The organism is Longimonas haloalkaliphila, from assembly GCF_055379825.1.
Window position 1 is genome coordinate 1,627,463 of record NZ_AP043948.1, and the last position, 20,721, is coordinate 1,648,183.

The following is a 20,721-nucleotide window of genomic DNA, read 5'->3' on the forward strand; positions in this document are numbered from 1 at the left end:
CGATATCGGCCCGTAACCCCGGCTACGAACCCCCATCGAGGTCCAATTTTCGCCGCATTGCTGCTCGCTCTCGCCTGCAAACCAACACCCAAACAGGCTCTAATAGAACACACACCGCGCTCTGCGCTCGCATCCTGCCCAATGCCCCACGCTTACTATGTCACCACTCCGCGCTGCGACCGTGCTGTTGGTCATAAGTCTGGGCATAGGTCTGGTGGCAGGATGCGGGCTGGTGTCCGATCCGGCCCCCAGCACGGCGCGCGTCGTGATCGATGGCGCAGGAGCTGATGAGGTGCAGCTCGTCGTGTCTACCGTGTTTCTCGCTCAAGACCAGACCGCTGACTTCGGGCGGACGCTCGACGTGCAGGTGATCGAGGGCGACACGCTTACTGTTGACGTACCGTTTGAGGCAACCTACGATATTACACGTCCGCAGCGCTTCCTGGCCCAGGTGTACACCACAACCGATACCACAAGCCTCGAAGGCATACAGGTCGATGGATCTATCGATGGAGATCGCCGCTTCACGCGCACGGCAACCGATACCGACTCGCTTGTTCAGTTCGTCTACATCTACCAGGGCAGTACGCCCCCCAATGACGGGCGCCTCTGAAGCAATCAGGTGACGTCAACCAGGCAGCCGGTCGTGGCCATGCCAACGCATCCTCGCATCACATAAATTGCCACACGCCATGAAGAACATCCCACAGTGTATCGCAATCCTCGCTCTCGCCGGCATGCTGGCTCTCACCGGGTGCGGACTTGTTGGCCCTGGAAACGGAGGAGGCGAAGACGATGACGGCGAAAATCGGGCGCATCGCATCATGCAGCCTGCCCCCCACGTACCAGATGTATCAACCTCAGCATATGCACTGCGAACCGCATAGTGTGCCGCTACGCACAGATGCCTCGCATCCTACTGAGCATAATGTGCACAGAGAGTACAACGTGTGCACTACAACGTGCACTACAACGTGTGCACAGAGAGTAACTCGTCCATCCCGATTCACACCCAGTATAACCCTGCATGTATACCTTTTCGCGTACCATTCTTATTGCTATCGCTTTTGCACTGGTTGGGGGAGTGTTTGCATCCGCCTCAGCCCAGCAAACCTACGTACAGTGCGGCACGCTCCTTGACCCAGGGGTAAGCCTGGAACCGGTTCCAGAGCAGACGCTCGTGGTCCAAGACGGGCGCATCGTCGAGCGCCAGGAAGGCTACACGACAGGCGGCGATGCCGACACCGTCGTAGACCTGACCGATCAGTACTGCCTGCCCGGGCTCATCGACATGCATACGCATCTCTCCAACGAATTCGAGCAGGGCGGCTACATCGAACCCTTCCGGCTCTCTCCCACCAACCGCGTACTTAAGTCCGCTCAGTACGCACGCACTACGCTTATGTCGGGCTTCACCACGGTGCGCGACATTGGCGGGCGCGAGGGCATCGACCTGGCCCTGCGCGACGGCATCAACCGGGGCAATATTGCAGGGCCGCGTATGTTCGTGGCCGGGCAGTCGCTCGCCGTCACGGGCGGACACGCCGACCCCACCACGGGCTATCGCGAAGACATCGTGGGGCTGGGCGATGTTGAGCACGGCGTAGCGAACGGAGTCGACGCAGCTGCCGAAGCCACGCGCCTGGCCATCAAGCGGGGCGCTGACCAGATCAAGATCACAGCCACCGGCGGCGTGCTCTCGCTCAACGCCGATGGCACACGCCCGCACTTCAAAGAGGCCGAGGTGCGCTCCATCGTCGAAACCGCCGCCGACCACGGGCTCAAGGTCACCGCCCACGCCCATGGCGATGAAGGCATGCAGCGGGCTATCCGGGCAGGCGTGCGCTCGCTGGAGCACGGCACCTACATGAGCGACGAGACCATGCAGATGATGATCGACAACGGGGTCTACCTGGTGCCCACCATCACCGCCGGCAAGAGCGTAGCCGACTCGGCGCGTATCGAGGGCTACTACGCCCCCGAAGTGACCGAAAAAGCCATTGAAGTGGGCCCGGTTATCCAAGAGATGTTCGCCCGGGCCTATGAGCGCGGCGTGCCCATCGCCTTTGGCACCGACGCCGGCGTCTTCCGCCACGGACGCAATGCTGCCGAGTTCGAGTACATGGTCGAGGCCGGCATGCCACCCGCCGAGGCGCTCTACGCTGCCACCTATAGCGCCGCCGACCTGCTCGACCAGCTTGACCACTTAGGCACCCTCGAACCAGGAAAGCACGCCGACCTCATTGCCGTGCAGGGCGATCCGCTGAGCGATATCAGCACGCTCCACGACGTCCAGTTCGTTATGAAAGAGGGCACCATCTATAAGCAAGACGGAGCCCCCACCCCACAGCCATACGTGTCTCGCTAAGAGCCTCGCCCGCCGGTTGCTCCTGCGTCCTTAAATCCGTATCATAGAGGCAGCTCGCCACCACGCGGGGCTGCCTCTATGTCGTTTTGGTATAGAAGGATGCGACCGTGTTCTGTCTTCCCCACATCTGTCTCGAACTCCTATGCGTGCTCCGTACCAAAGTGTCATTTCTCTTTTTGGCTGTCTGCTCCTTTCCGTGCTGTTGTCAGTACCGCTTGCGGCGCAGCAGACACCCCCTGAAGCGCCCGACCGTACCGACGAGGGCGAGGGCCCCTACGAGCGGCTGGTGCTACGCGGGGCTACTCTCATCGACGGCACCGGCGCGCCGCCCGTGGGGCCGGTCGACATCGTGATTGAAAACGATCGCATCACCGACATCGTGAGTGTGGGCTACCCGGGCGTGCCCATCGATGAGGACGAGCGTCCGGATGGCGGCGACCACGAGATTGATCTCGGCGGGCACTACGTGCTGCCGGGCTTTGTGGATATGCACGCCCACCTTGGGGGCACTGCGCAGGGCACTCCGGCCGAATACGTGCTCAAGCTCTGGATGGGCCACGGTGTAACGACCGTGCGCGAACCGGGCAGCTTCAACGGGATAGACTGGACGTTTGCCCATCGTGAACGCAGCGCATCCAACGAAATCGTTGCCCCGCGCCTGGTAACCTACGTTGGCTTCGGACAGGGCCACGACGGACCCATTTCGACTCCCGAGCAGGCACGTGCCTGGGTACAAGACGTTGCTGAACGAGGAGCGGAAGGTATCAAGTTCTTCGGGGCACGCCCGAGCATTATGGAGGCCGCGCTCGACGAAGCGCGCCAGCAAGACCTGGGTACGGCCATGCACCATGCCCAACTTAACGTGACCCGCGTCGATGCGCTACAGTCTGCCACCTGGGGGCTCACCACTATGGAGCACTGGTACGGCCTACCCGAGGCGCTCTTCACGGATCGCACGGTGCAAGACTACCCGACCGACTACAACTACAACAACGAAATGGATCGCTTCCGTGAAGCCGGGCGCCTTTGGAAGCAGGCCGCCGACCCGGGCAGCGACCGCTGGAACGCGGTCATGGATTCGCTGATCGCGCTCGACTTCACCCTCAATCCCACCCTCAACATCTACGAGGCCAGCCGCGACCTGATGCGTGCCCGCAATGCCGACTGGCACGAGGCGTACACCCTGCCGTCGCTGCAGGAGTTTTTTACGCCGAGTCGCGTCGACCACGGCTCCTACTTCTTCGACTGGACCACCACCGACGAGATCGAATGGAAACGAAACTACGACCGGTGGATGACCTTCCTGAACGAATACAAGAACCGGGGCGGGCGCGTAACCACCGGTAGCGACAGCGGCTACATCTACCAGGTCTACGGGTTTGGATTCATCCGCGAACTGGAGCTTCTGCAAGAAGCGGGCTTCCACCCGCTTGAAGTGATTACTGCTGCCACCTTGAGTGGGGCCGAGGCCCTCGGAATGGAGGCCAACATCGGCAGCGTAGAAGTGGGCAAAAAAGCCGACCTCCTGGTTGTTGATGAGAATCCGCTGCACAACCTGAAGGTGCTCTACGGCACCGGAGCGCTGTACCTGACCGACGAGACGGACGCTGTAGAGCGCATCGGCGGTGTGTCCTACACCGTGAAAGACGGCATTATCTACAACGCCGAACGCCTGCGTGCGGATGTCCGCGCTATTGTCGAGGCCGCCAAAGCGGAAGCGGAGTAGCAGTGTAGTTGTAGCGTACAAGCCGAGAGTACAGTCACGGTGCACGCCTGCATTCGCATCTGTCATCCATCCTTCGGGTAGCCCCTGCATTACCAGTGCAGGCGCACCACCTGAGGGGCGTCACCGCTGGCGATTCCGTACAGGTCTTCATCGGTGATCTGTCCCATATGCAGATTGATCTCGCGGGGCCACTGTACCACCTGCACCAAAGTTCCATCTGTATCGTAGACATCGGCTTCGTTGGGGGCGCCCGCTTCGGTCGTGCGTTGCACCCAGAGGCGGCTGTCGGCATCGAAGAATACCCGTTGCAGGGGCGGCTTGCGCGCCGGAATGTCGAACGAGAGAGCGTCTGGTTGGGTGCCAAACCGGTCGGTCTGCCGGCGCAGCTGAGCCTCGGCCGACTGGTGCTCGTCGTCGGTGAGCGCGGGGCCGTCTACGCTGCGGCTGAGCACATGCAGCGTGTCGCCATCTGCGTTGAAGCGGACCACCTCGTACTGATCAGTAATGGTATAGGCCCAGTCGCCGTTTGGGGCGTGAGCATCTACCTGGCGTGGACCGTGCGGCTGCGGGATGAAGGCCATGCCGCCTTCGATGCTAACCTCGTGGCTTGGAATGCGTCCATCGGGCGCTGCGGGCATCGGTTGCTCGTGCACGGTCTCGTTGTCGAGGCTGCGATGCATGCGCACCGGGTTGAATCCTTCTTCGCCGCGTGCTGTCCCCACATCGATCAGGTGCCCTGCGTCATCGAATGTCGTAGCCGCCCAACGCCCAAACGCGAAATGCTCCATACTGACCTGTCCGTCGGGCGATGCACCTTCTGCGCCGAGTCGATAGCGCGTGTAGCGCCGGTTGCCGTCGTCACGAACCCACAGGTGCCCGTCGGGGCCGATGGCCGGGCAGCAGGGACTGCTGACTTCGCCGGGGCCCTCGCCGCCTGTGGCAACGTCGAAGAGATACGTTCCAGCGGCATCGTAGGCGCGAACCACGTCGCCTTGTGTGTCAGCGACGATGATGCGTCCAGACGCGTCAGCGACGACTCCGCCAATGCGTCCAAACATGTACGGCGCATCGCCGTCCATCACGCCCAGGGCGAGATCAGGCGTTACGGCTACCGGTTCGGGGCGGATATCTCCTTCAGCGTTGCGTGCTGAATCCGTTCCGCATCCCCCTGCAAATACCAGCACCAGGAAGAGCAGGGTTGAAAGAGGCACAAGTTGGCTTTTAGGCATGGCGTGTTCTGGGTACGTGATGTGGGATATGAACCGGTTCCGTGCAGGCGTTAGTAGCGGAGCCGAACGACCTGTGGCACGCCTATGGCCTGGCTGTAACGGAACCCATAGATGGCGTCTTCGGTGATGTGGCCGCGTGTGAGCATCACGTCGTTTGGCCACTGCACGACCTCAACGAGTGTGCCCGTGCGGTCGTAGATATCCGCCTCGTTGGGGGCATCTTCAGGTACGGCGCGCTGCACCCACAGGCGGCTCTGACTATCAAAGAAGATGCTTTCGAGCGGGGGCTTCTGATCGGGAAGAAGCTGCTCCAGCTCGTGCGGCGAAGCGTCAAACCGTTCGGTAAGCATCTCAAGCGTCTCACGAATCCGCTCTTCATCCTCTTCCGATCGCTCTATAGGTGCTGGTGTGCGGCTAAGCACGTGGAGCGTGTCGCCCGCGGCATCTGCCCAAACGATCTCGTACCGGTCGCTGACGGCAAACGCGAAATCGCCATTGGGGGCATGGGCGTTGAAGGATTGTACACCGCTGGGGAGGGGATAGCGCGCCACGCCGCCCCGTATCTCGGCTTCGTAGACACTTAAGCGCTCGGAAGGAGGCTGTGGAATAGAAACGGTGCGTACCGTCTCGCCGTCTGAACGCTGATGAAATCGAGCGGGTGTGGACGAACGTCCGCTATCGGGCGTCTGCGTACCTACGTCAATAACGTTCCCGTCCGCATCGAACGTGGTGGGCGCTTGCAAGCCGAACATCTGGTGTCCCATCTGAACGGACGCGATCTGTGAGGCCCCTTCATCGGTTACGCTGTACTGACTGTAGCGGCGGTTCTGGTCGTCTCGAATCCACAGGTGGCCTTCGGGGCCGATAGCGAGACAACACGGATTGTCGACTTCGCCGGGGCCTTCTCCAGCAGTGGCCACGTCGAACAGGTATTGGCCTTCGGCGTCATAAGCGCGGACAACATCGGCCTGGAGATCGGCAATGAAGATGCCTCCCTCCGCGTTGGCCGTTACGCCGCCAAGCCGTCCAAAGAGATACGGATCGTCTCCATCCATCGCGCCAAGCTCAAGGTCGATGGTGGCGGCTGTTGGAGCCGGGCGATCGGGGGCGTCCGCGGGTTCGGAGTTTGGTTCGCAGGCGCTAAGAAAGAGAAGAAGCGTTGCACACAGGAGCGTAAAACGTAGTTGCATCAGATAAGTGTTGTTTGATAGAGACACGCAGATGCAATATGCGTGAAGGCCGGCGCAAATGCAAGAACCTGCATAGAAACCGGAAAGCAATGACGCTGGATCGTACGCGTCGCCAGGGCAAACAGCGAACGCCCACCCCGAAAGTGGGAGCGGGCACCGCGTTAGCGTCTGTACGTGTTTATCTGTATATGTTCAACCGTAGGTGTTACGCCAGGCTGCCTGGCGCGATGGCAGTCACTGCCCTGACTGCCCTGACTGCCCTCACTCCGAGTACGCGTGCTCGTTGGCTTTTTTGCGTTTGTGCGGATCCAGGTGGCGCTTTCGAAGGCGGATGGCTTTCGGCGTGACCTCGATAAACTCGTCGGCGCGCAGAAACTCGATCGACTCTTCGAGCGAAAGGTCGCGGGGCGGAGGCAGGCGCTCCAGCTCTTCGCCAGCTGCGGCACGCATGTTGGTCAGCTTCTTCTCTTTGGTGATGTTCACGTCGAGATCCTGCGTGCGGTTGTTTTCGCCGACGATCATGCCCTCGTAGACCGCGTCGCCGGGACCGACGAAGAAGGTGCCACGGTCCTGCAGGTTCAGCAGCGCGTAGCCGGTCGCCTTGCCCTGGCGGTCAGCCACGAGCGCACCGGTGGTGCGATGCGGAATGTCGCCTGCCCACGGCTTGAACTCTTCGAAGCGATGCGTTAGCAGGCCGGTGCCCTTCGTATCCGTAAGGAACTGCGAGCGGTAGCCGATGAGGCCGCGGCTGGGGACCTCAAAGGTAAGACGCACGCGCCCGCTCTGGTGATGCGTTACGTTCTGCATAACGCCCTTGCGCGTACCCATGCGCTCGACCACCACGCCCATGTGCGTTTCGGGGATGTCGATCTCGGCGATCTCGTACGGCTCGTGGCGCGTGCCGTCGATCGTTTTGGTGATGACACGCGGCATCCCCACGGTGAACTCATAGCCCTCACGGCGCATCTGCTCGATCAGAATCGACATCTGCAGCTCCCCGCGTCCGTATACAAGCATGCAGTTGGCCGCGTCGTCGCGCTCTACGCGAATCGCCAGGTTATTGCGCGACTCGTCGATGAGACGTTCGCGGAGCTGACGCGAAGTTACAAAATCGCCCTCGCGTCCGCTGAACGGACCGTTGTTGGCGCGGAACTCCATCGACAGGGTGGGCTCGTCTACATCCACCGGTTCGAGTGGTTCGGGATGTTCGGCGTCGGAGAGGCTTTCGCCGAGACCAATGCCCTCGACGCCCGCCACGGCAATGATATCGCCCGGGCCTGCCTCCTCGGCTTCGACGCGTTGCAGCCCTTCATACGCAAAGAGAGCGGTGATCTCCGTTGTCTCGATGGAGCCATCGCGGTGGCACATCGATACGCGCTGCCGGTTTTTGAGTCTGCCTTGCTCTACGCGCCCAACAGCGACCGGGCCGAGGTAGTTATCGCGCTGCACACTCGTTACGAGCATCTGCATGGTTGCCTCAGGATCGCCACTGGGGGGCGGCACCGTGCTCAGAATCGTTTCGAAGAGCGGCTCCAGGTCGGTCAGCTCGCCGCCGGGCTCGGTGGTGCACTGGCCTTCGGTGGCAACGGTATACATGACCGGAAACTCGATCTGGTCGCCGTCGGCTCCGAGGTCGATGTACAGGTCGTAGATCTCGTCGAGCGCCTCTTCCGGGCGCGCATCGGGCCGGTCGATCTTGTTGAGCACGACGATCGACGGCAAGTCGAGCTCCAGCGCTTTCTGGAGTACGAAACGGGTCTGTGGAAGCGGTCCTTCGGCAGCATCTACCAGGAGCATGACGCCGTCGACCATGCGCAGCGTACGCTCCACCTCGCCGCCAAAGTCGGCGTGACCGGGCGTGTCTACGATGTTAATCTTGGTGTCGCCGTACTGCACGGCGGTGTTCTTGGCCATGATGGTGATGCCCCGCTCGCGCTCCAGGTCCATCGAGTCCATGACGCGCTCGCGCACGTCTTCGTTATCACGGAAGGTGCCGCTCTGCCAGAGCATGGCATCGACCAGGGTGGTTTTGCCATGGTCAACGTGGGCGACGATGGCGATATCACGGAGGGAGGTAGACATAATACGTGCAGCAGATAATCAGAAACAGAAGCAGGTGCGGCAGACACAGAAGTGTGCTGCCCGTAAAGACTGCATCGTATAGTAAAGAACATTGTGGCCTGCGTGTTCGGCGCAACGTGGCTTACGTGCTCGAATTCGGCATATCCTCGCAGCAGCGTCATGCGGCATCCGTCCAGGATCTATCCGCCCAAGATCTATGAGTCTGTCTGAAGGGGGGCCAGCACACGGTCTCGTAGCTTAGGGCGTGCTGAGGACTACCCGTTCGATGGGGCACTGAAGGTGCGAGCGCGCTTCAGAATGCGCCGGTCTACGCTGAAGCGCCCCTCGTAGCGGTCGAGCCCATCCTGACGAAAGCGTTCCGCGTGCTCTTCGAGATAGGTATTCAGTGCCTCGGCATCGCGAACGAAGTAGTGGAGGGTCCAGTAGCGAGGGCCCTCGGGGGCTTCGTCGTCAGGTACCGCATCGCCCGCCTCGGTGCGAGTGTACCAGGTGGCGCCCTCAAACCCATCGAGCTTTAACAGGTCGCGCACATGCTCGCGCAGCCACGTGCTGTATTCGGTCGCGATATCAGCATCGACGGTGAGGTTCACTTCATAGATAATCATAGGCAAACGGTTGTCTTAATTAATCTGTTGAGGGTACGTACACACGATGCCCTCAACGAGCGCCTCCCTTCAAAGTTGGAGGATTGCACAGAGATACATGACAAACCTCCTTCAATCATCACCGTGAACCTGTCCGTGAAACGGCTGCACACCTCTCCCCGCAGATTGCTTTTAAGCCGGTTGCGTTCCGGTGCGTGCATGGTTACACTGTAAGATAGGCTATCAAGACTTTATTATACCCAGCAACAACACGTCCTTCTAATCATGACCTACTTGTATCCCTTGCGCATGTCCACTCGGGTCGTAGCGCTGATAAGTAGCGCAGCGTGTCTCATCGTGCTGGCCGGCAGCGTAGCCGGATGCGCTTCAACGGAGAGCGTGTCAACGACGTACGACGCGGAGACCGACCGCGTTGTGTACGAAACGAATCCCATTCGGATTGTGCGGGGCGGAAGCGGGCTGGGCTCTTCAGGACAACAGATCATCTACGTTAAGTCGCAGGCCGACTGTCAGGGGCAGGCGTGCACGCCTGCGAGCGTCCGCATTCTCCTCTCCAGCGGAACGCGCAATGTGAGCTGGCTCGACTATGACAATGTGACCATTATTGCCGACAACTGGAGCCGGACGTGGAGAAACGTGTCGACCCGAGAAGACCCGGAGCTTATCGGAATCGGTGAGTTTATGCGGCTCACGATCCCCATCGACGAGTTCCGCCTCCTTTTGCAGAGCCGAAGCATGAGCATCCAGGTCGGGGGCACAAGCATCAACCTTTCATTCTCACAGATGGAGCGCTTTCGTGAGATGATGGTGGCCATGGACCCCGACTCTTACGACGAGAGCGAAGATGTCTTCGACGGGCAGCCTTCTGATGATGACGTTGCCTCGCGATAAGGTATGCACCTCTAAAAGATATGGTGGGATGCGGGCGCTCAACTCCTGTTGGAGCTAAACGCTAAAAGAGGCGCCTGCCTTTCAAACGGACAGACGCCTCTCTTTGCATATCCAGGCGCATCCCCGAACAGTTCAACGCGCTGCTATAACACATTTCCGAACGCGTACCGGCCTCGACGTTATGCTGCAGCGGACTCGCGCAGGGCACGGGCGGCCTGCACCATGTTTTTGAGTGCCGGCTTCACCTCGACCCAGCGGCGCGTTTTGAGTCCACAGTCGGGGTTTACCCAGAGCTGCTCGGCGTTGAGCACGTCAAGCGCCTTACCGATGAGCGATTCGATCTCACTGGCTGAGGGGACGCGCGGGGAGTGGATGTCGTAGACACCGGGCCCAATCTCGTTTGGATAGTCGAAGGTGTCGAAGGCATACAGCAACTCCATCTTTGAGCGAGAAGCTTCGATCGAGATGACGTCGGCATCCATCGCGGAAATGGAAGCGATGATGTCGTTGAAGGCCGAGTAGCACATGTGAGTATGGATCTGCGTAGCGTCGTTGACCCCCGAGGAGGCGAGCCGGAAGCATTCGACAGCCCACTGCAGGTACGCATCCGCATCGGCACTGCGCAGCGGCATTCCCTCCCGAAATGCGGGCTCGTCGATCTGGATGGCTTGAATACCCGCTGCTTCCAGATCAGTCGCCTCGTCGCGAATAGCCAGCGCGATCTGGCGACAGGTTTGAGCGCGGGGCTGATCGTCGCGCACAAACGACCACTGCAGAATGGTAACCGGGCCGGTTAGCATGCCTTTCACGGGCTTCTCCGTACACGACTGAGCGTAAGCAAGCCAGCGTACGGTCATCGGCTCGGGGCGCGCCACATCGCCATAGATGATCGGCGGACGTACGCAGCGGGTGCCATAGCTCTGCACCCATCCGTTCTCGGTGAACAGAATCCCGGTCATCTGCTGCCCAAAGTACTCGACCATGTCGCTGCGCTCCGGCTCCCCGTGCACCAGCACGTCTAACCCAATAGCCTCCTGCTCGGCAAGGGTATCGGCAATCGTATCCTCTATAAAAGCCTCGTAGTCTGCATTGGAAAGGTCGCCGCGCTTGTGTGCTGCGCGTTTCTTTCGTACCTCGTCCGTCTGCGGAAACGAGCCGATGGTTGTAGTTGGGAGGAGCGGGAGGTCCATGCGCTGCTGTTGAAGAGGGCGCCGCGCAGCGTACGGCTGGTCGCGGCGGGTCATGTCGGGTGTAATGGAGGCAACCCGGCGCTGCACATCAGCATTATGGATGCGGTCGGAGCGAGATCGGTGCGTATGGGCCTCGCGGCTGGCCGCAAAGAGACGCCCGGCCGCAGGCGCGCTCTGGCTGTCCCGATTCGCGAGCGCCACAATCTCATCGAGCTTCTGCGTGGCAAAAGCGAGCCACTGCTGCACCTCGTCGTCGAGCGTCGTCTCCGTGTTGAGGTCGACAGGCACATGCAAGAGCGAACACGACGGACCAACCAAGACGCGGTCGGCTCCGAGCGTATTGACGGCTTGCTGAACGGTGTCATGCGCAGCGTTGAGATCAGCGCGCCACACGTTACGCCCGTCGATAAGCCCAAGCGAAAGGGCCATGGTATCGGGAATCTGCTGCAGGGCCGCCGATAGCTGCTCAGGTGCGCGCACCAGGTCCAGGTGCACGGCCTGCACCGGAAGGTCGAACACCGCCTCCATGTTGTCGCCCAGATGACCGAAGTAGGTCGTCAGTAAAAGGTTCAGATCGGTCGCTTCGGCGAGGACGGCATATGCCTGCCGAAAGGCATCGTGGGCAGCGTCGGAGAGGTCCATCACCAGGTGGGGTTCGTCGATCTGTACCGCCTGTGCGCCAGCCTCTTCGAGGCGATTCAGAACCTCAGCGTATACAGGGAGCAGGTTATCTAGCAGGTCGAGCGGCTGCACTTCGGCAGACTGCGCCTTGCCCAGAAGCAGCAACGAGACCGGACCAAGGAGCACCGGACGGGTCTCTATGCCGGCGTCCTTTGCTTCGTTATACGCGTCGATGGCCCCGGTGGATGAAAGCGAGAAGGACTGACCGGGATGCCATTCGGGTACGATATAATGATAGTTGGTGTCATACCACTTGGTCATCTCCATCGCCGCTGTGCGGGCATAATCGCCGTCGCTTGCATCTACCTCTTTTTCCTGTACGCCACGAGCCATTGCAAAATACGTATCGAGGTCAACCTGGTCGCTGTTCCAGTCAAAGCGGGGCGGTACGGCTCCCACCATCGCGATGGTATCGAGTACCTGATCGTAGAACGAAAAATCGTTGGAGGGAATGTGGTCGAGTCCTGCATCCTTCTGAAGGCGCCAGTGCCGAAGGCGTAGCGAACGAGCGATATCGATTAGTCTGCTGCGCGACGCGTCGCCCGCCCAATATGCTTCGACTGCTCTTTTGAGTTCACGTTGCGCGCCAATGCGCGGAAATCCAAGGTTGGTTGAGGTGATCATAAAAGAGATAGGGCTTTGCATTTAAAGAAAGTAAAGAAAGACAGATTGCGCGCTGCATGGGTCGGCAGCACGCACGCAGTGCACAGGTGTACACGGGGGGCGTGGGGGAAAGCACTTCCCAATGCCGCTATGCGTCCGGCGATGCGTCTTGCCCTGTGTCGGATACAACCGGTGCATTCTGCGGTACATCCTGAAGCGAAGGCACGGGAACGGGGCTGTCATCAGCTCCGAGGGCAACGAGCGTGAACGTACCCGTGCATGCGAGAATGCGTTCGTACTGATCCATGGGCTCGATGAACATGTCGGTGCGCACATGCATCGACGACGTTCCGGTCTTCACAACGCGAGCCACGAGTTCCACGATAGTGCCTTCAGGGACGGGCTCCTGGAAGCTGATTTCGCCGGTATGGACGGTCACCACTTTAGAGCGGCACCAGCGGGTGGCGCAGATGAATGCCGCCTGGTCCATCCAGGCCATCGCCGAGCCGCCGAAGAGGGTGTGATAGTGATTGGTGTCGCCCGGAAAGACAGCCCGTACCATACGGGTGGTGGTATCGGGCGAAAGGGAGGGGGCATCTGTGTTAGACATAGTAGCGTATCCGTAAATAGGAAAACCTTGAACGCCTGGAGCGCGCACAAGGTATCGGATACACAAAAACGGCGTAGGGCAAAGCAGGTACGTGATCTTCAGACCCGTACGGGCTTGCTTCAACCGTAATGCACTGCGGACCATGGATCCCAGAACGCGTGGGCGCGGCGCATGGCGTGTACAGAAGGCACCACTACAAAAGGCACTACAAAGCACAGCCAGTCGCCATTCTATTGCATCAAGCAGGCATTCGGACTTTCACCGTTGCGCGACAGCGCCGGATTTTCACCGGACTTCCCCCGAGACGCTGCATGACGGGGCGTGATGCCCCAGGTCATTCAGCCGCCGTGCCACGACAGCACAGCCTTGATGGGTATGTATTCCAAATGATACGGCGGATTCTGGGTAAGTGTCAAGCCGAGACGATGCTGGGAACGACGACGGCATTGGGCATGCCTGCCGGGGGGGCAGGAGTCAATCTGGCAGGTTAAGCCGCGAGGCGGGCAGCCAGGCCCACTCGGCAGTAGCTTCGACGACCGCTTCGTCTCCCATCATGAGCGTCACCGGCACATCCACGCGACCAATGGGGCGAGCACCGAGACGGTTGCGCATGTCGGCATCGAGCGAGGCGGTGGCCGTAATCCGTTCGGGAGCCGGACGCTGAAACGACACGTCGAGTGTGCGAATGACGGGTACGCTCTCATCGGGGATGTTCAGAGCCGTGACGAGTCCGGAAGCCGTCTCTGCCAGCAGCGCCAGCGCCGCCGCGTGCATCGTGCCGATGTGGTTGGATACGGCACGCTCCGGGCTCAGCGCGACCGTCACCGTTTCGGGCGTGTACGTGCGGATGTGCACCCCGGCGGTATCCACAAACGGAATCGTCTGACCGATGGCGTGGGTAATGCCGTCGGGGCGCAGCTCGTTGGGACAGTCAGCAAAGCGACGCGCAATGGCAGGAAAAGGATTGGTCATACGTCTGAAACCTTATGTGGTAGAAGAAAACAGATGGGCCACCTTGACCTCGACTCCGTCGATAACGGGTGAGCCTACCAGCCCCGCCTCCACGACACGCGCATGCTGTGTGAAACCGGCGTCGGTATTTACGTGAACCTCAACCGCCTGCGATTCCGGGCGGAGCGTCCAGTATTCGCGTACGCCGTGCTGTTCGTACAGCTGTTTCTTGATCCCCACATCGCGGTAGGCGGTGGAGGAGGAAAAGATCTCAGCAATGAGATCAGGGGCGCCTTCAATCCGCTGTTCTGTGATGATCTCACGCCGCGTGTAGGCAATGTACACCAGATCGGGCTGCATGGTGGTGTTTTCTGTCAAGAAAACATCTATGGGAGCAAACAACAACTCACCGGGATGAGATCGCCGACTGATCGAGGTAACGCTGTATCGCCCAGGCCAGACGGCGGAGCACGTGTTGATGACGCAAAGTGGTCGGTGGAGCCATGATCAGGGATCCGGCAATCAGTTCGTAGGACCCATTTTCCGGCAACGTGGCATAGTTGGCGTACGTGTAGCGCTCCTTCTTGGGAAGGGGGAGCGTCGCCACATCGGGCGTTTGCGTAGACGGCATAACAGCGTGGGGCCGATGAGTTTAAGGGAGACGATCACACATGGTTGGGAGTAAAAAAGTCCGCGTCAGAGGCCTTCCATGCAGCCAAAGGCAACAGACCGGAGCATGCGAAAGCACTACCACCGGCCTGTACAAACGGGCGCATCCACCAAGTAATTTGTGTTGCTATACAGCCTGCTGCGACCCGGTATCTACGGCAAGTTCATCCTGGAATAGCGACTGACGGTTGAAGTCCTGCGCAAGCATATATCCGTCGTAGTGAGTACGCCGGGCAATGTGATTGAGCCCTTTGGCTGTGAAGTACTCGGCAACGGCAATGGGGCGCCGCCCTTCCTCTTGAATAGCCCACTGGGCATGGTGGATGAGCAGCGCAGCCTCCAGTGCATGAGCGATGGTATACGTGAAGCGCCGGGCTCCGGCCTCAAGGGCTTTTTCGCCGTAGTTTTCAAGCGTTTCCGCGAGCCACTGCACAGCAGCTTTAAAGGCATCTTGTGCTTGCTTCATCGCATGTTTCAGCGCGGGCGTCTCGACAGAAGCTGCGCATCGTTTAATTTCGTTATGCACCGCCTCAAGGCGTCCGTCGCGGCGCAGGGTGCGCAGCGCGGTGAGCGACATCACATTGGTTGTGCCCTCCCATAGAGGAAGCGCAAAGGCGTCGCGCAGCAGCGTAGGGATTCCGGTTTCCTCGACGTATCCAGAGCCGCCAAATGCTTCAATGACTTCTGTGCTTACCTCAACCGCCTGCCGTGCTGTAATGAGCTTGACGAGTGGGGAGAGCGCGCGGAGGAGGTGCTGCTCGTCGCTATTAAGCGCGTTGTTTTCTTCTTTGCCGACGAGCTCTACAAACCGGAACGTAAGGTGGAATGCCCCTTCGAAAGTAGCCTGAACATCGGCAAGCGTGTCGTAGTGCAGCGGCTTTTCGATGATGGGGGTACCAAAGGCTTTGCGGCGGCGGGCATAGTCGCGCGCCAGTGCCAGGCCGCGGCGCATGCTACTTACGGCGATCAGAGCATTCCACATACGGGCGCGATCCACCATCGGGGTAAGATGACGCGTGCCGTGCTTCAGCTCAGTAATTGGATGGGCCACAGCACCGTCCAGGGTGACCTCAGACACTGGCAGCTTCTTGGCTCCCATGCTCTCCTTGAGCCGGTTCACCCGGATGCCCGCATTCGGTGAATCGGCGTGGTTGCTGCGAATGGGAAGATGGAACAGGGAAAGCCCTGCACGTCCTTCTGTGTTAGATTCGGGGCGCGCCAGCACAACGGCCATGTTCGCTGCGGTAGACGAGGTAAACCACTTGTGGCCGTACAGCCGCCATGTGCCATCTTCATACCGGGCCTCTGTATCTACTTTGCTCAAGTCCGTGCCGCCCTGCTGCTCGGTGCGCCACTGGCCACTCGTCCAGAACGTTTCGGGGTCGCGGCTCATCAGATGAGGCCCGACCCTGTCGATGAGCGCTTCGTTTCCAGAGCGGAGCAGGGTGGCAATCGAGCCATCGGTGGTTGCCAGCAGAAAGCCCATCATGTCGGAGGCAGGCAGAAGCAGGTAGGCGAGGGCGCCCTGATGCACGCGGCTGAGCGGACCGTTCTCGCGATCGTATGCTGTAGCAATGACGCCATGTTCTGCTACCATGGGCAGCACGCGCTCCCATACCTCGGTGAGTTCAATCTTGTCGATCCGGTCGCCTGTCGGATCCCACTGCACCAGCCGCGGCGTATTGGGACGGTCTTGAAGCTGCAGGTCGTACAGTTCGCCGCCGGTAAGAGCGCCGAGCTTGTTCAGGTCGGGGCGGATGGTGGCGTACATCTCAGGGGGACACACCCGCTTCAGGTATCCGCGTAACACGCGGTCGGTCGTGAATTGATTGCCCAGGTCGGCCAGTTTGCGTGACATGATACAGTCGGGATAGTTTTATGTAGGGTTCTACGTAAGCTGCTCAATAACCGGCGTGCAAGCGCGTTGCGTACAAAAGCTCTGCGCGTACGAGGCACCATGTTATGGTGTGCTACAGGTATGGTTTGTGTATGGTCTGTTCATCGCTCGACCGGAGCATTCTGAATCCGGGGTGTTCTCAACAGAGAAACCAGGTTTCGACACTGATTGAATGAGCAATCATGCGTAACGCAAAAAAGGATCCGAAAATGCAAGGGGCATGTGGGGGAATGTACCACATGCGGTGTAAGGCGATTGGTTTTTGGGGTAGCTACATATTTTGCTACCGCTGCAGAAATTCAGAGGGTGGTGTAATAGATTGACAGCATACGGCACACATGCTATTGCGTACAGGGCACTGCACAGGAATCATCTACCGTACATTATTTACACCAACCGAATCGCCACAATGAACACACCGAACATTCAATCAGGTCGCGTTCTTCTCATATGTCTGCTGGTTGTTGGTATCGGACTAACCACAGGGTGTCGGCAAAGCGATCCACCTCCTTCAGATCGAAATGGAAGCGTCTCCCCATCCATAGATGCGCCGTCTGCGCTGCAGCAAGCTTGGGAGGCACATGGCGGGCTGGAAGCATGGAGTCGCCAGCGCCAGCTGCAGTACACGTTTGAGCAGCGCAGAGGAGGAACTACGGCTCGCGACCATCAGCTTATTGATCTGGATACGCGTAAGGTACGGATTGAAGGCAATGAATTTGTTCTGGGATTTGACGGCGAGCACGCCTGGGTTGCGCCCTCGCTAGAGGCTTTTCCGTACGGCTCCAGTCCACGCTTCTATACCAGCACCTACTTTTACTTTTTTGCGATGCCGTTTGTGCTGGCAGATCCGGGGGCAATAGCCACCGATGTCGGCACAGCAACGGTTGAAGGCACCACGTACAACGTAACAGAGATCCGCTACGAAGAGGGAGTCGGCGACTCGCCCGACGATGTATATGTCGTCTACACCGATGCCAATACGCATGAACTGGGACTTGTTCGCTTCTCCGTAACTTACGGCGATCGTCCGCCATCCGAGCCGAATACGGCGCTGCTGTATACAGCCACAACCACAGAGAGCGGGATTGTGCTGCCCGTTGCCGGGCGCTATCATAGCTGGGAAGACGAGTCACTCGGCGAACCGCTGGGACCTGAGTTTCGCCTGACCGATGTGCGATTTAAAACCAACACGCCGAATCCTGGTCTCTTTGATATGCCTGAAGAGGCTGAGATCGATTCACTGCCCGAGAGCAACTGAAATGAGGTAAAAACCACCGGGGATCGTTGCATTTAGAGCATTGTAATGACGCTGCACTCGCCGCTATATTGAATGGTGTCTGAAAACGCTATGCGAACTGTACGCTTGCTCTTTAGACATTATGCGGGCAACCAAGCCGTACTATCTTGTTCCCAAACACGTTGTGTCCTATGCGTCTAAAAAACAAACGGGTTGTTGTACTGCTGGAGCGCTCATTCGAGGATCTGGAGTTCTGGGTACCTATAATGCGGCTGCAGGAAGAAGGGGCCGATGTAACCATCGCAGCCCCAAAGGCAGACCACACGTACACCGGGAAGAATGGACTCAGTGCAACCAGCCACGCTGCGGTATCTGACCTAAGTGCCGATGATTTTGACGGCGTTGTGGTGCCTGGCGGTTGGGCTCCCGACAAGCTGCGCCGCTATGAGGGCGTAACTTCTCTGGTAGCCGATCTGTACGCACAGGATAAGGTCGTTGGGCTGATCTGTCATGCTGGGCTTGTGGGCATCTCGGCTAACATCGTTGGAGGGCATCGGTCTACAGGCAGCCTTGGAATTAAAGACGACCTGGTAAACGCGGGGGCAACCTGGGTTGACGAAGCCGCTTTCCAAGATGGAGCCATCGTATGGGGGCGGGTCGTAAAAGACATTCCCGATTTCTGTCGTGAGTTGGTCGATGCGCTGGCCTAACCTCTCCCGATGACAATAGAGCTAAGCCGACCAGGCGTATGTCTGGTCGGCTTTTTCTTGTGGAGGCGCTGAGAGTACGCGGGCTAACGTGGCACACGCGACCCGGTCAACCGTGTACATAAGTCAAGAACTGTTAATCTACTACCGCTGCGTCTTGACGGGCATCTCTTGAGAACGCGTCTGACAGTTTTTCGACTTTACTCACCGACTGCACCTGTATGGATCCTCAGCTTCTTATTGTACTCGGCATACTGTCCGTCACGGTCGTTCTCATTATAACCGAGTGGTTGCGGATCGACATTGTTGCTATTCTGGCAATGCTCGCGCTGGTGTGGACAGGGAGCCTGTCCCCGGAAGACGCTCGCTCTGGATTCTCCAGCAATGCTGTCCTGGCGATCATCGGGGTCATGGTCATGGGCCGTGGTCTCTTTGCCTCAGGCGTCACCGATAAAATTGCCGACTTCATCCTGCGCGTGGCTGGATCGGGGCGACGGCGCATTCTCTCTACCGTGTCGGTCACCGTGGGCGTGATGTCTGGGTTCATGCAGAACATTGGCGCAGCGGCGCTCTTTCTGCCGGTCCTGACAGGCATCTCCAAGCGTGAAAACATCCCGGTGTCGGGGTTGCTAATGCCAATGGGGTTTGCCGCGTTGATCGGAGGAACGCTCACGATGATCGGAACCAGTTCGTTGATCGTCCTCAACGATCTGCTCGCGACCCGCGGCATTGAGGCCTTTTCGTTCTTTAGCGTCACGCCGATCGGCATCGTACTTCTGATCGTTGGCATTGCTTACTTTCTGCTTTTCAGCTCGTCGCTGCTTCCAACGGGGCAGGCCACGAATCCAGAAATGACAGCGGGTGCAAAAATGCTCAATGTCTGGGGGCTCTCCGATTCGATATATACGTTTCGTATCCCAGAAAATAGTCATCTGGTTGGGAAGTCCGTCGAAGAATCGGAGATGGGTGCACAATACAACGTCAACCTGTTGCGTGCCTACGGTCAAGACGCTGACGAGTACAAGATCTGGGATGAACTGCAGTTTGAGACAGACCAGCAGCTGTTGGTTCAGGGGCAAAAAGAGGATATCGAGCAGTTCGCTGGCGACAATAGCCTTCAGCTGTTGGAGAAAGGGGAGAAGTCGGCGCAAAATGCTGCGGTAGGATATCTGGAAGTTGTCATCCCCGCACGATCGAGCCTGGTGGGCAAGACAATTCGTGATGTAGCGCTGCGCGATGTCTATAACGCGCAGGTAGTCCTCGTCTTCAGTGAGAGCCAGGTGATTGATAAGAACGTCGCTGACCACTCTATCCGTGCCGGAGACACGCTCGTGTTGCAGGGCGCCTGGGAGAACTTGCAGTTTTTCGAGGAAAGCGAAGACTTCATCACTGTTACCCCGCTGCCAAAGCGCGAGGAGAAACGTCCTGAAAAAGCCATCTTTGCGGTCAGCAGTTTTGCTGCTGCACTCGGCGCGGTACTGTTACTTGACCTTCCGATCTCAATCGGATTCCTGACGGGTGCTGTAGCGATGGTGCTGGGCGGTGTGCTTTCCATCGAGGATGCCTACCGTGCCGTTGAATGGAAGGTTATTTTTCTCATTTCTGGGCTTATTCCGATCGGCCTCGCTATGGAGTCCTCGGGGGCGGCGTCGTTTATCGCCGAGGCATTGGTGCAGAGCATTGAAGGAATCCACCCATTCGTGATCCTACTATCGCTCGGGGTCCTCACAACGCTGTTCTCGCTCATGATGTCGAACGTTGCGGCTACGGTCCTGCTGGTGCCGCTGGTACTTGAACTGACAGGCATCGGAGGGCTGCCAGCCAAGGTGCTTGTACTGCAGGTGGGCATCTGTGCGGCCAACTCCTTTATCATCCCTACTCACCACGTTAACGCACTGCTCATGACGCCCGGCGGGTACCGGGTTTCCGACTACCTGCGGGCCGGTAGCCTGCTGTCGATTCTCTTCGTCGTGGTGACCACCGCAATGCTCTACTTCTTTTACGTGTAGATGCGTTGCGTAGTGCACTGTAACAGCCAATAGATGAAAGAGGTGACTGGATCTACCGGCAGGCGGTGTTTTCTAA

The 20,721-nt window shown here is 59.0% G+C and carries 18 protein-coding genes and 1 riboswitch; of the genes, 8 read left to right on the forward strand and 10 right to left on the reverse strand.

The genetic code is table 11. The features are described 5' to 3' along the window. Positions 1–157: 157 nt before the first annotated feature. From ACZ48V_RS06435 to ACZ48V_RS06450, 4 genes are all read left to right on the forward strand, one after another. Positions 158–613 (forward strand): hypothetical protein, encoded by a 456-nt coding sequence (locus ACZ48V_RS06435; protein WP_464542710.1) that lies wholly within the window; start codon positions 158–160, stop codon positions 611–613. Positions 614–692: 79 nt separating this feature from the next. Next, positions 693–887: a hypothetical protein gene (locus tag ACZ48V_RS06440; RefSeq protein WP_464542712.1), complete on the forward strand. Its 195-nt coding sequence runs from the start codon at positions 693–695 to the stop codon at positions 885–887. A 140-nt stretch (positions 888–1,027) separates the two neighbouring features. After that, entirely contained in the window at positions 1,028–2,368 is a 1,341-nt protein-coding gene (locus ACZ48V_RS06445) for a metal-dependent hydrolase family protein (RefSeq protein WP_464542714.1), read from the forward strand. Positions 2,369–2,510: 142 nt separating this feature from the next. Further along, positions 2,511–4,094 (forward strand): amidohydrolase family protein, encoded by a 1,584-nt coding sequence (locus tag ACZ48V_RS06450; RefSeq protein WP_464542716.1) that lies wholly within the window; start codon positions 2,511–2,513, stop codon positions 4,092–4,094. Between the two features lie 89 nt (positions 4,095–4,183). Here ACZ48V_RS06450 and ACZ48V_RS06455 read toward each other — a convergent pair whose 3' ends face one another. The 4 genes from ACZ48V_RS06455 to ACZ48V_RS06470 all read right to left on the reverse strand — a co-directional run bounded on the left by ACZ48V_RS06455 (position 4,184) and on the right by ACZ48V_RS06470 (position 9,200). Then, positions 4,184–5,305 (reverse strand): NHL repeat-containing protein, encoded by a 1,122-nt coding sequence (locus ACZ48V_RS06455; protein WP_464542717.1) that lies wholly within the window; start codon positions 5,303–5,305, stop codon positions 4,184–4,186. A gap of 68 nt (positions 5,306–5,373) precedes the next feature. Next, positions 5,374–6,513, reverse strand: coding sequence for an NHL repeat-containing protein (locus tag ACZ48V_RS06460; protein WP_464542719.1), 1,140 nt, complete (start codon positions 6,511–6,513; stop codon positions 5,374–5,376). A gap of 261 nt (positions 6,514–6,774) precedes the next feature. Then, on the reverse strand, positions 6,775–8,595 hold the full coding sequence (gene typA, locus ACZ48V_RS06465) for a translational GTPase TypA (RefSeq protein ID WP_464542720.1): 1,821 nt from the start codon (positions 8,593–8,595) through the stop codon (positions 6,775–6,777). A gap of 254 nt (positions 8,596–8,849) precedes the next feature. Next, positions 8,850–9,200 (reverse strand): DUF4286 family protein, encoded by a 351-nt coding sequence (locus ACZ48V_RS06470; RefSeq protein ID WP_464542722.1) that lies wholly within the window; start codon positions 9,198–9,200, stop codon positions 8,850–8,852. A 288-nt stretch (positions 9,201–9,488) separates the two neighbouring features. Between ACZ48V_RS06470 and ACZ48V_RS06475 the strand changes: the two genes are divergently transcribed. Next, positions 9,489–10,091, forward strand: a complete 603-nt coding sequence (locus tag ACZ48V_RS06475) for a hypothetical protein (protein ID WP_464542724.1) — start codon at positions 9,489–9,491, stop codon at positions 10,089–10,091. Positions 10,092–10,270: 179 nt separating this feature from the next. On the opposite strand, the gene metE is transcribed toward ACZ48V_RS06475, so the two are convergent. The 6 genes from metE to ACZ48V_RS06505 all read right to left on the reverse strand — a co-directional run bounded on the left by metE (position 10,271) and on the right by ACZ48V_RS06505 (position 16,653). After that, complete coding sequence (gene metE, locus ACZ48V_RS06480) at positions 10,271–12,586, reverse strand: 5-methyltetrahydropteroyltriglutamate--homocysteine S-methyltransferase (protein WP_464542726.1); 2,316 nt, start codon at positions 12,584–12,586, stop codon at positions 10,271–10,273. Between the two features lie 127 nt (positions 12,587–12,713). Further along, positions 12,714–13,175: an acyl-CoA thioesterase gene (locus ACZ48V_RS06485; RefSeq protein WP_464542728.1), complete on the reverse strand. Its 462-nt coding sequence runs from the start codon at positions 13,173–13,175 to the stop codon at positions 12,714–12,716. A 237-nt stretch (positions 13,176–13,412) separates the two neighbouring features. Beyond that, a riboswitch (adenosylcobalamin-variant (AdoCbl-variant) riboswitch) is annotated at positions 13,413–13,491 on the reverse strand. 158 nt (positions 13,492–13,649) lie between these two features. After that, complete coding sequence (locus ACZ48V_RS06490) at positions 13,650–14,147, reverse strand: YiiD C-terminal domain-containing protein (protein WP_464542730.1); 498 nt, start codon at positions 14,145–14,147, stop codon at positions 13,650–13,652. A gap of 12 nt (positions 14,148–14,159) precedes the next feature. After that, a complete protein-coding gene (locus ACZ48V_RS06495) occupies positions 14,160–14,504 on the reverse strand; it encodes a Uma2 family endonuclease (protein WP_464542732.1) in 345 nt (114 codons plus the stop codon). 28 nt (positions 14,505–14,532) lie between these two features. Next, positions 14,533–14,757 (reverse strand): hypothetical protein, encoded by a 225-nt coding sequence (locus ACZ48V_RS06500; protein WP_464542733.1) that lies wholly within the window; start codon positions 14,755–14,757, stop codon positions 14,533–14,535. 165 nt (positions 14,758–14,922) lie between these two features. Continuing rightward, positions 14,923–16,653: an acyl-CoA dehydrogenase family protein gene (locus ACZ48V_RS06505; protein WP_464542735.1), complete on the reverse strand. Its 1,731-nt coding sequence runs from the start codon at positions 16,651–16,653 to the stop codon at positions 14,923–14,925. A gap of 448 nt (positions 16,654–17,101) precedes the next feature. On the opposite strand from ACZ48V_RS06505, the gene ACZ48V_RS06510 reads away from it, so the two are divergent. The 3 genes from ACZ48V_RS06510 (at position 17,102) to ACZ48V_RS06520 (ending at position 20,645) form a co-directional block, all read left to right on the forward strand. Continuing rightward, complete coding sequence (locus tag ACZ48V_RS06510) at positions 17,102–17,950, forward strand: DUF6503 family protein (RefSeq protein ID WP_464542737.1); 849 nt, start codon at positions 17,102–17,104, stop codon at positions 17,948–17,950. A gap of 170 nt (positions 17,951–18,120) precedes the next feature. Continuing rightward, positions 18,121–18,639 (forward strand): type 1 glutamine amidotransferase domain-containing protein, encoded by a 519-nt coding sequence (locus tag ACZ48V_RS06515; RefSeq protein ID WP_464542738.1) that lies wholly within the window; start codon positions 18,121–18,123, stop codon positions 18,637–18,639. Between the two features lie 218 nt (positions 18,640–18,857). After that, entirely contained in the window at positions 18,858–20,645 is a 1,788-nt protein-coding gene (locus ACZ48V_RS06520; RefSeq protein WP_464542740.1) for an SLC13 family permease, read from the forward strand. The last annotated feature ends 76 nt before the right edge of the window (positions 20,646–20,721 follow it).

What these genes read in the sequence shown, in the direction of transcription:
- ACZ48V_RS06435 (WP_464542710.1), top strand. Translation starts at nt 158, where the DNA reads ATGTCACCACTCCGCGCTGCGACCGTGCTGTTGGTCATAAGTCTGGGC.
- ACZ48V_RS06440 (WP_464542712.1), top strand. Translation starts at nt 693, where the DNA reads ATGAAGAACATCCCACAGTGTATCGCAATCCTCGCTCTCGCCGGCATG.
- ACZ48V_RS06445 (WP_464542714.1), top strand. Translation starts at nt 1,028, where the DNA reads ATGTATACCTTTTCGCGTACCATTCTTATTGCTATCGCTTTTGCACTG.
- ACZ48V_RS06450 (WP_464542716.1), top strand. Translation starts at nt 2,511, where the DNA reads ATGCGTGCTCCGTACCAAAGTGTCATTTCTCTTTTTGGCTGTCTGCTC.
- ACZ48V_RS06460 (WP_464542719.1), bottom strand. Translation starts at nt 6,513, where the DNA reads ATGCAACTACGTTTTACGCTCCTGTGTGCAACGCTTCTTCTCTTTCTT.
- typA (WP_464542720.1), bottom strand. Translation starts at nt 8,595, where the DNA reads ATGTCTACCTCCCTCCGTGATATCGCCATCGTCGCCCACGTTGACCAT.
- ACZ48V_RS06470 (WP_464542722.1), bottom strand. Translation starts at nt 9,200, where the DNA reads ATGATTATCTATGAAGTGAACCTCACCGTCGATGCTGATATCGCGACC.
- ACZ48V_RS06475 (WP_464542724.1), top strand. Translation starts at nt 9,489, where the DNA reads ATGTCCACTCGGGTCGTAGCGCTGATAAGTAGCGCAGCGTGTCTCATC.
- metE (WP_464542726.1), bottom strand. Translation starts at nt 12,586, where the DNA reads ATGATCACCTCAACCAACCTTGGATTTCCGCGCATTGGCGCGCAACGT.
- ACZ48V_RS06485 (WP_464542728.1), bottom strand. Translation starts at nt 13,175, where the DNA reads ATGTCTAACACAGATGCCCCCTCCCTTTCGCCCGATACCACCACCCGT.
- ACZ48V_RS06490 (WP_464542730.1), bottom strand. Translation starts at nt 14,147, where the DNA reads ATGACCAATCCTTTTCCTGCCATTGCGCGTCGCTTTGCTGACTGTCCC.
- ACZ48V_RS06500 (WP_464542733.1), bottom strand. Translation starts at nt 14,757, where the DNA reads ATGCCGTCTACGCAAACGCCCGATGTGGCGACGCTCCCCCTTCCCAAG.
- ACZ48V_RS06505 (WP_464542735.1), bottom strand. Translation starts at nt 16,653, where the DNA reads ATGTCACGCAAACTGGCCGACCTGGGCAATCAATTCACGACCGACCGC.
- ACZ48V_RS06510 (WP_464542737.1), top strand. Translation starts at nt 17,102, where the DNA reads ATGAACACACCGAACATTCAATCAGGTCGCGTTCTTCTCATATGTCTG.
- ACZ48V_RS06515 (WP_464542738.1), top strand. Translation starts at nt 18,121, where the DNA reads ATGCGTCTAAAAAACAAACGGGTTGTTGTACTGCTGGAGCGCTCATTC.
- ACZ48V_RS06520 (WP_464542740.1), top strand. Translation starts at nt 18,858, where the DNA reads ATGGATCCTCAGCTTCTTATTGTACTCGGCATACTGTCCGTCACGGTC.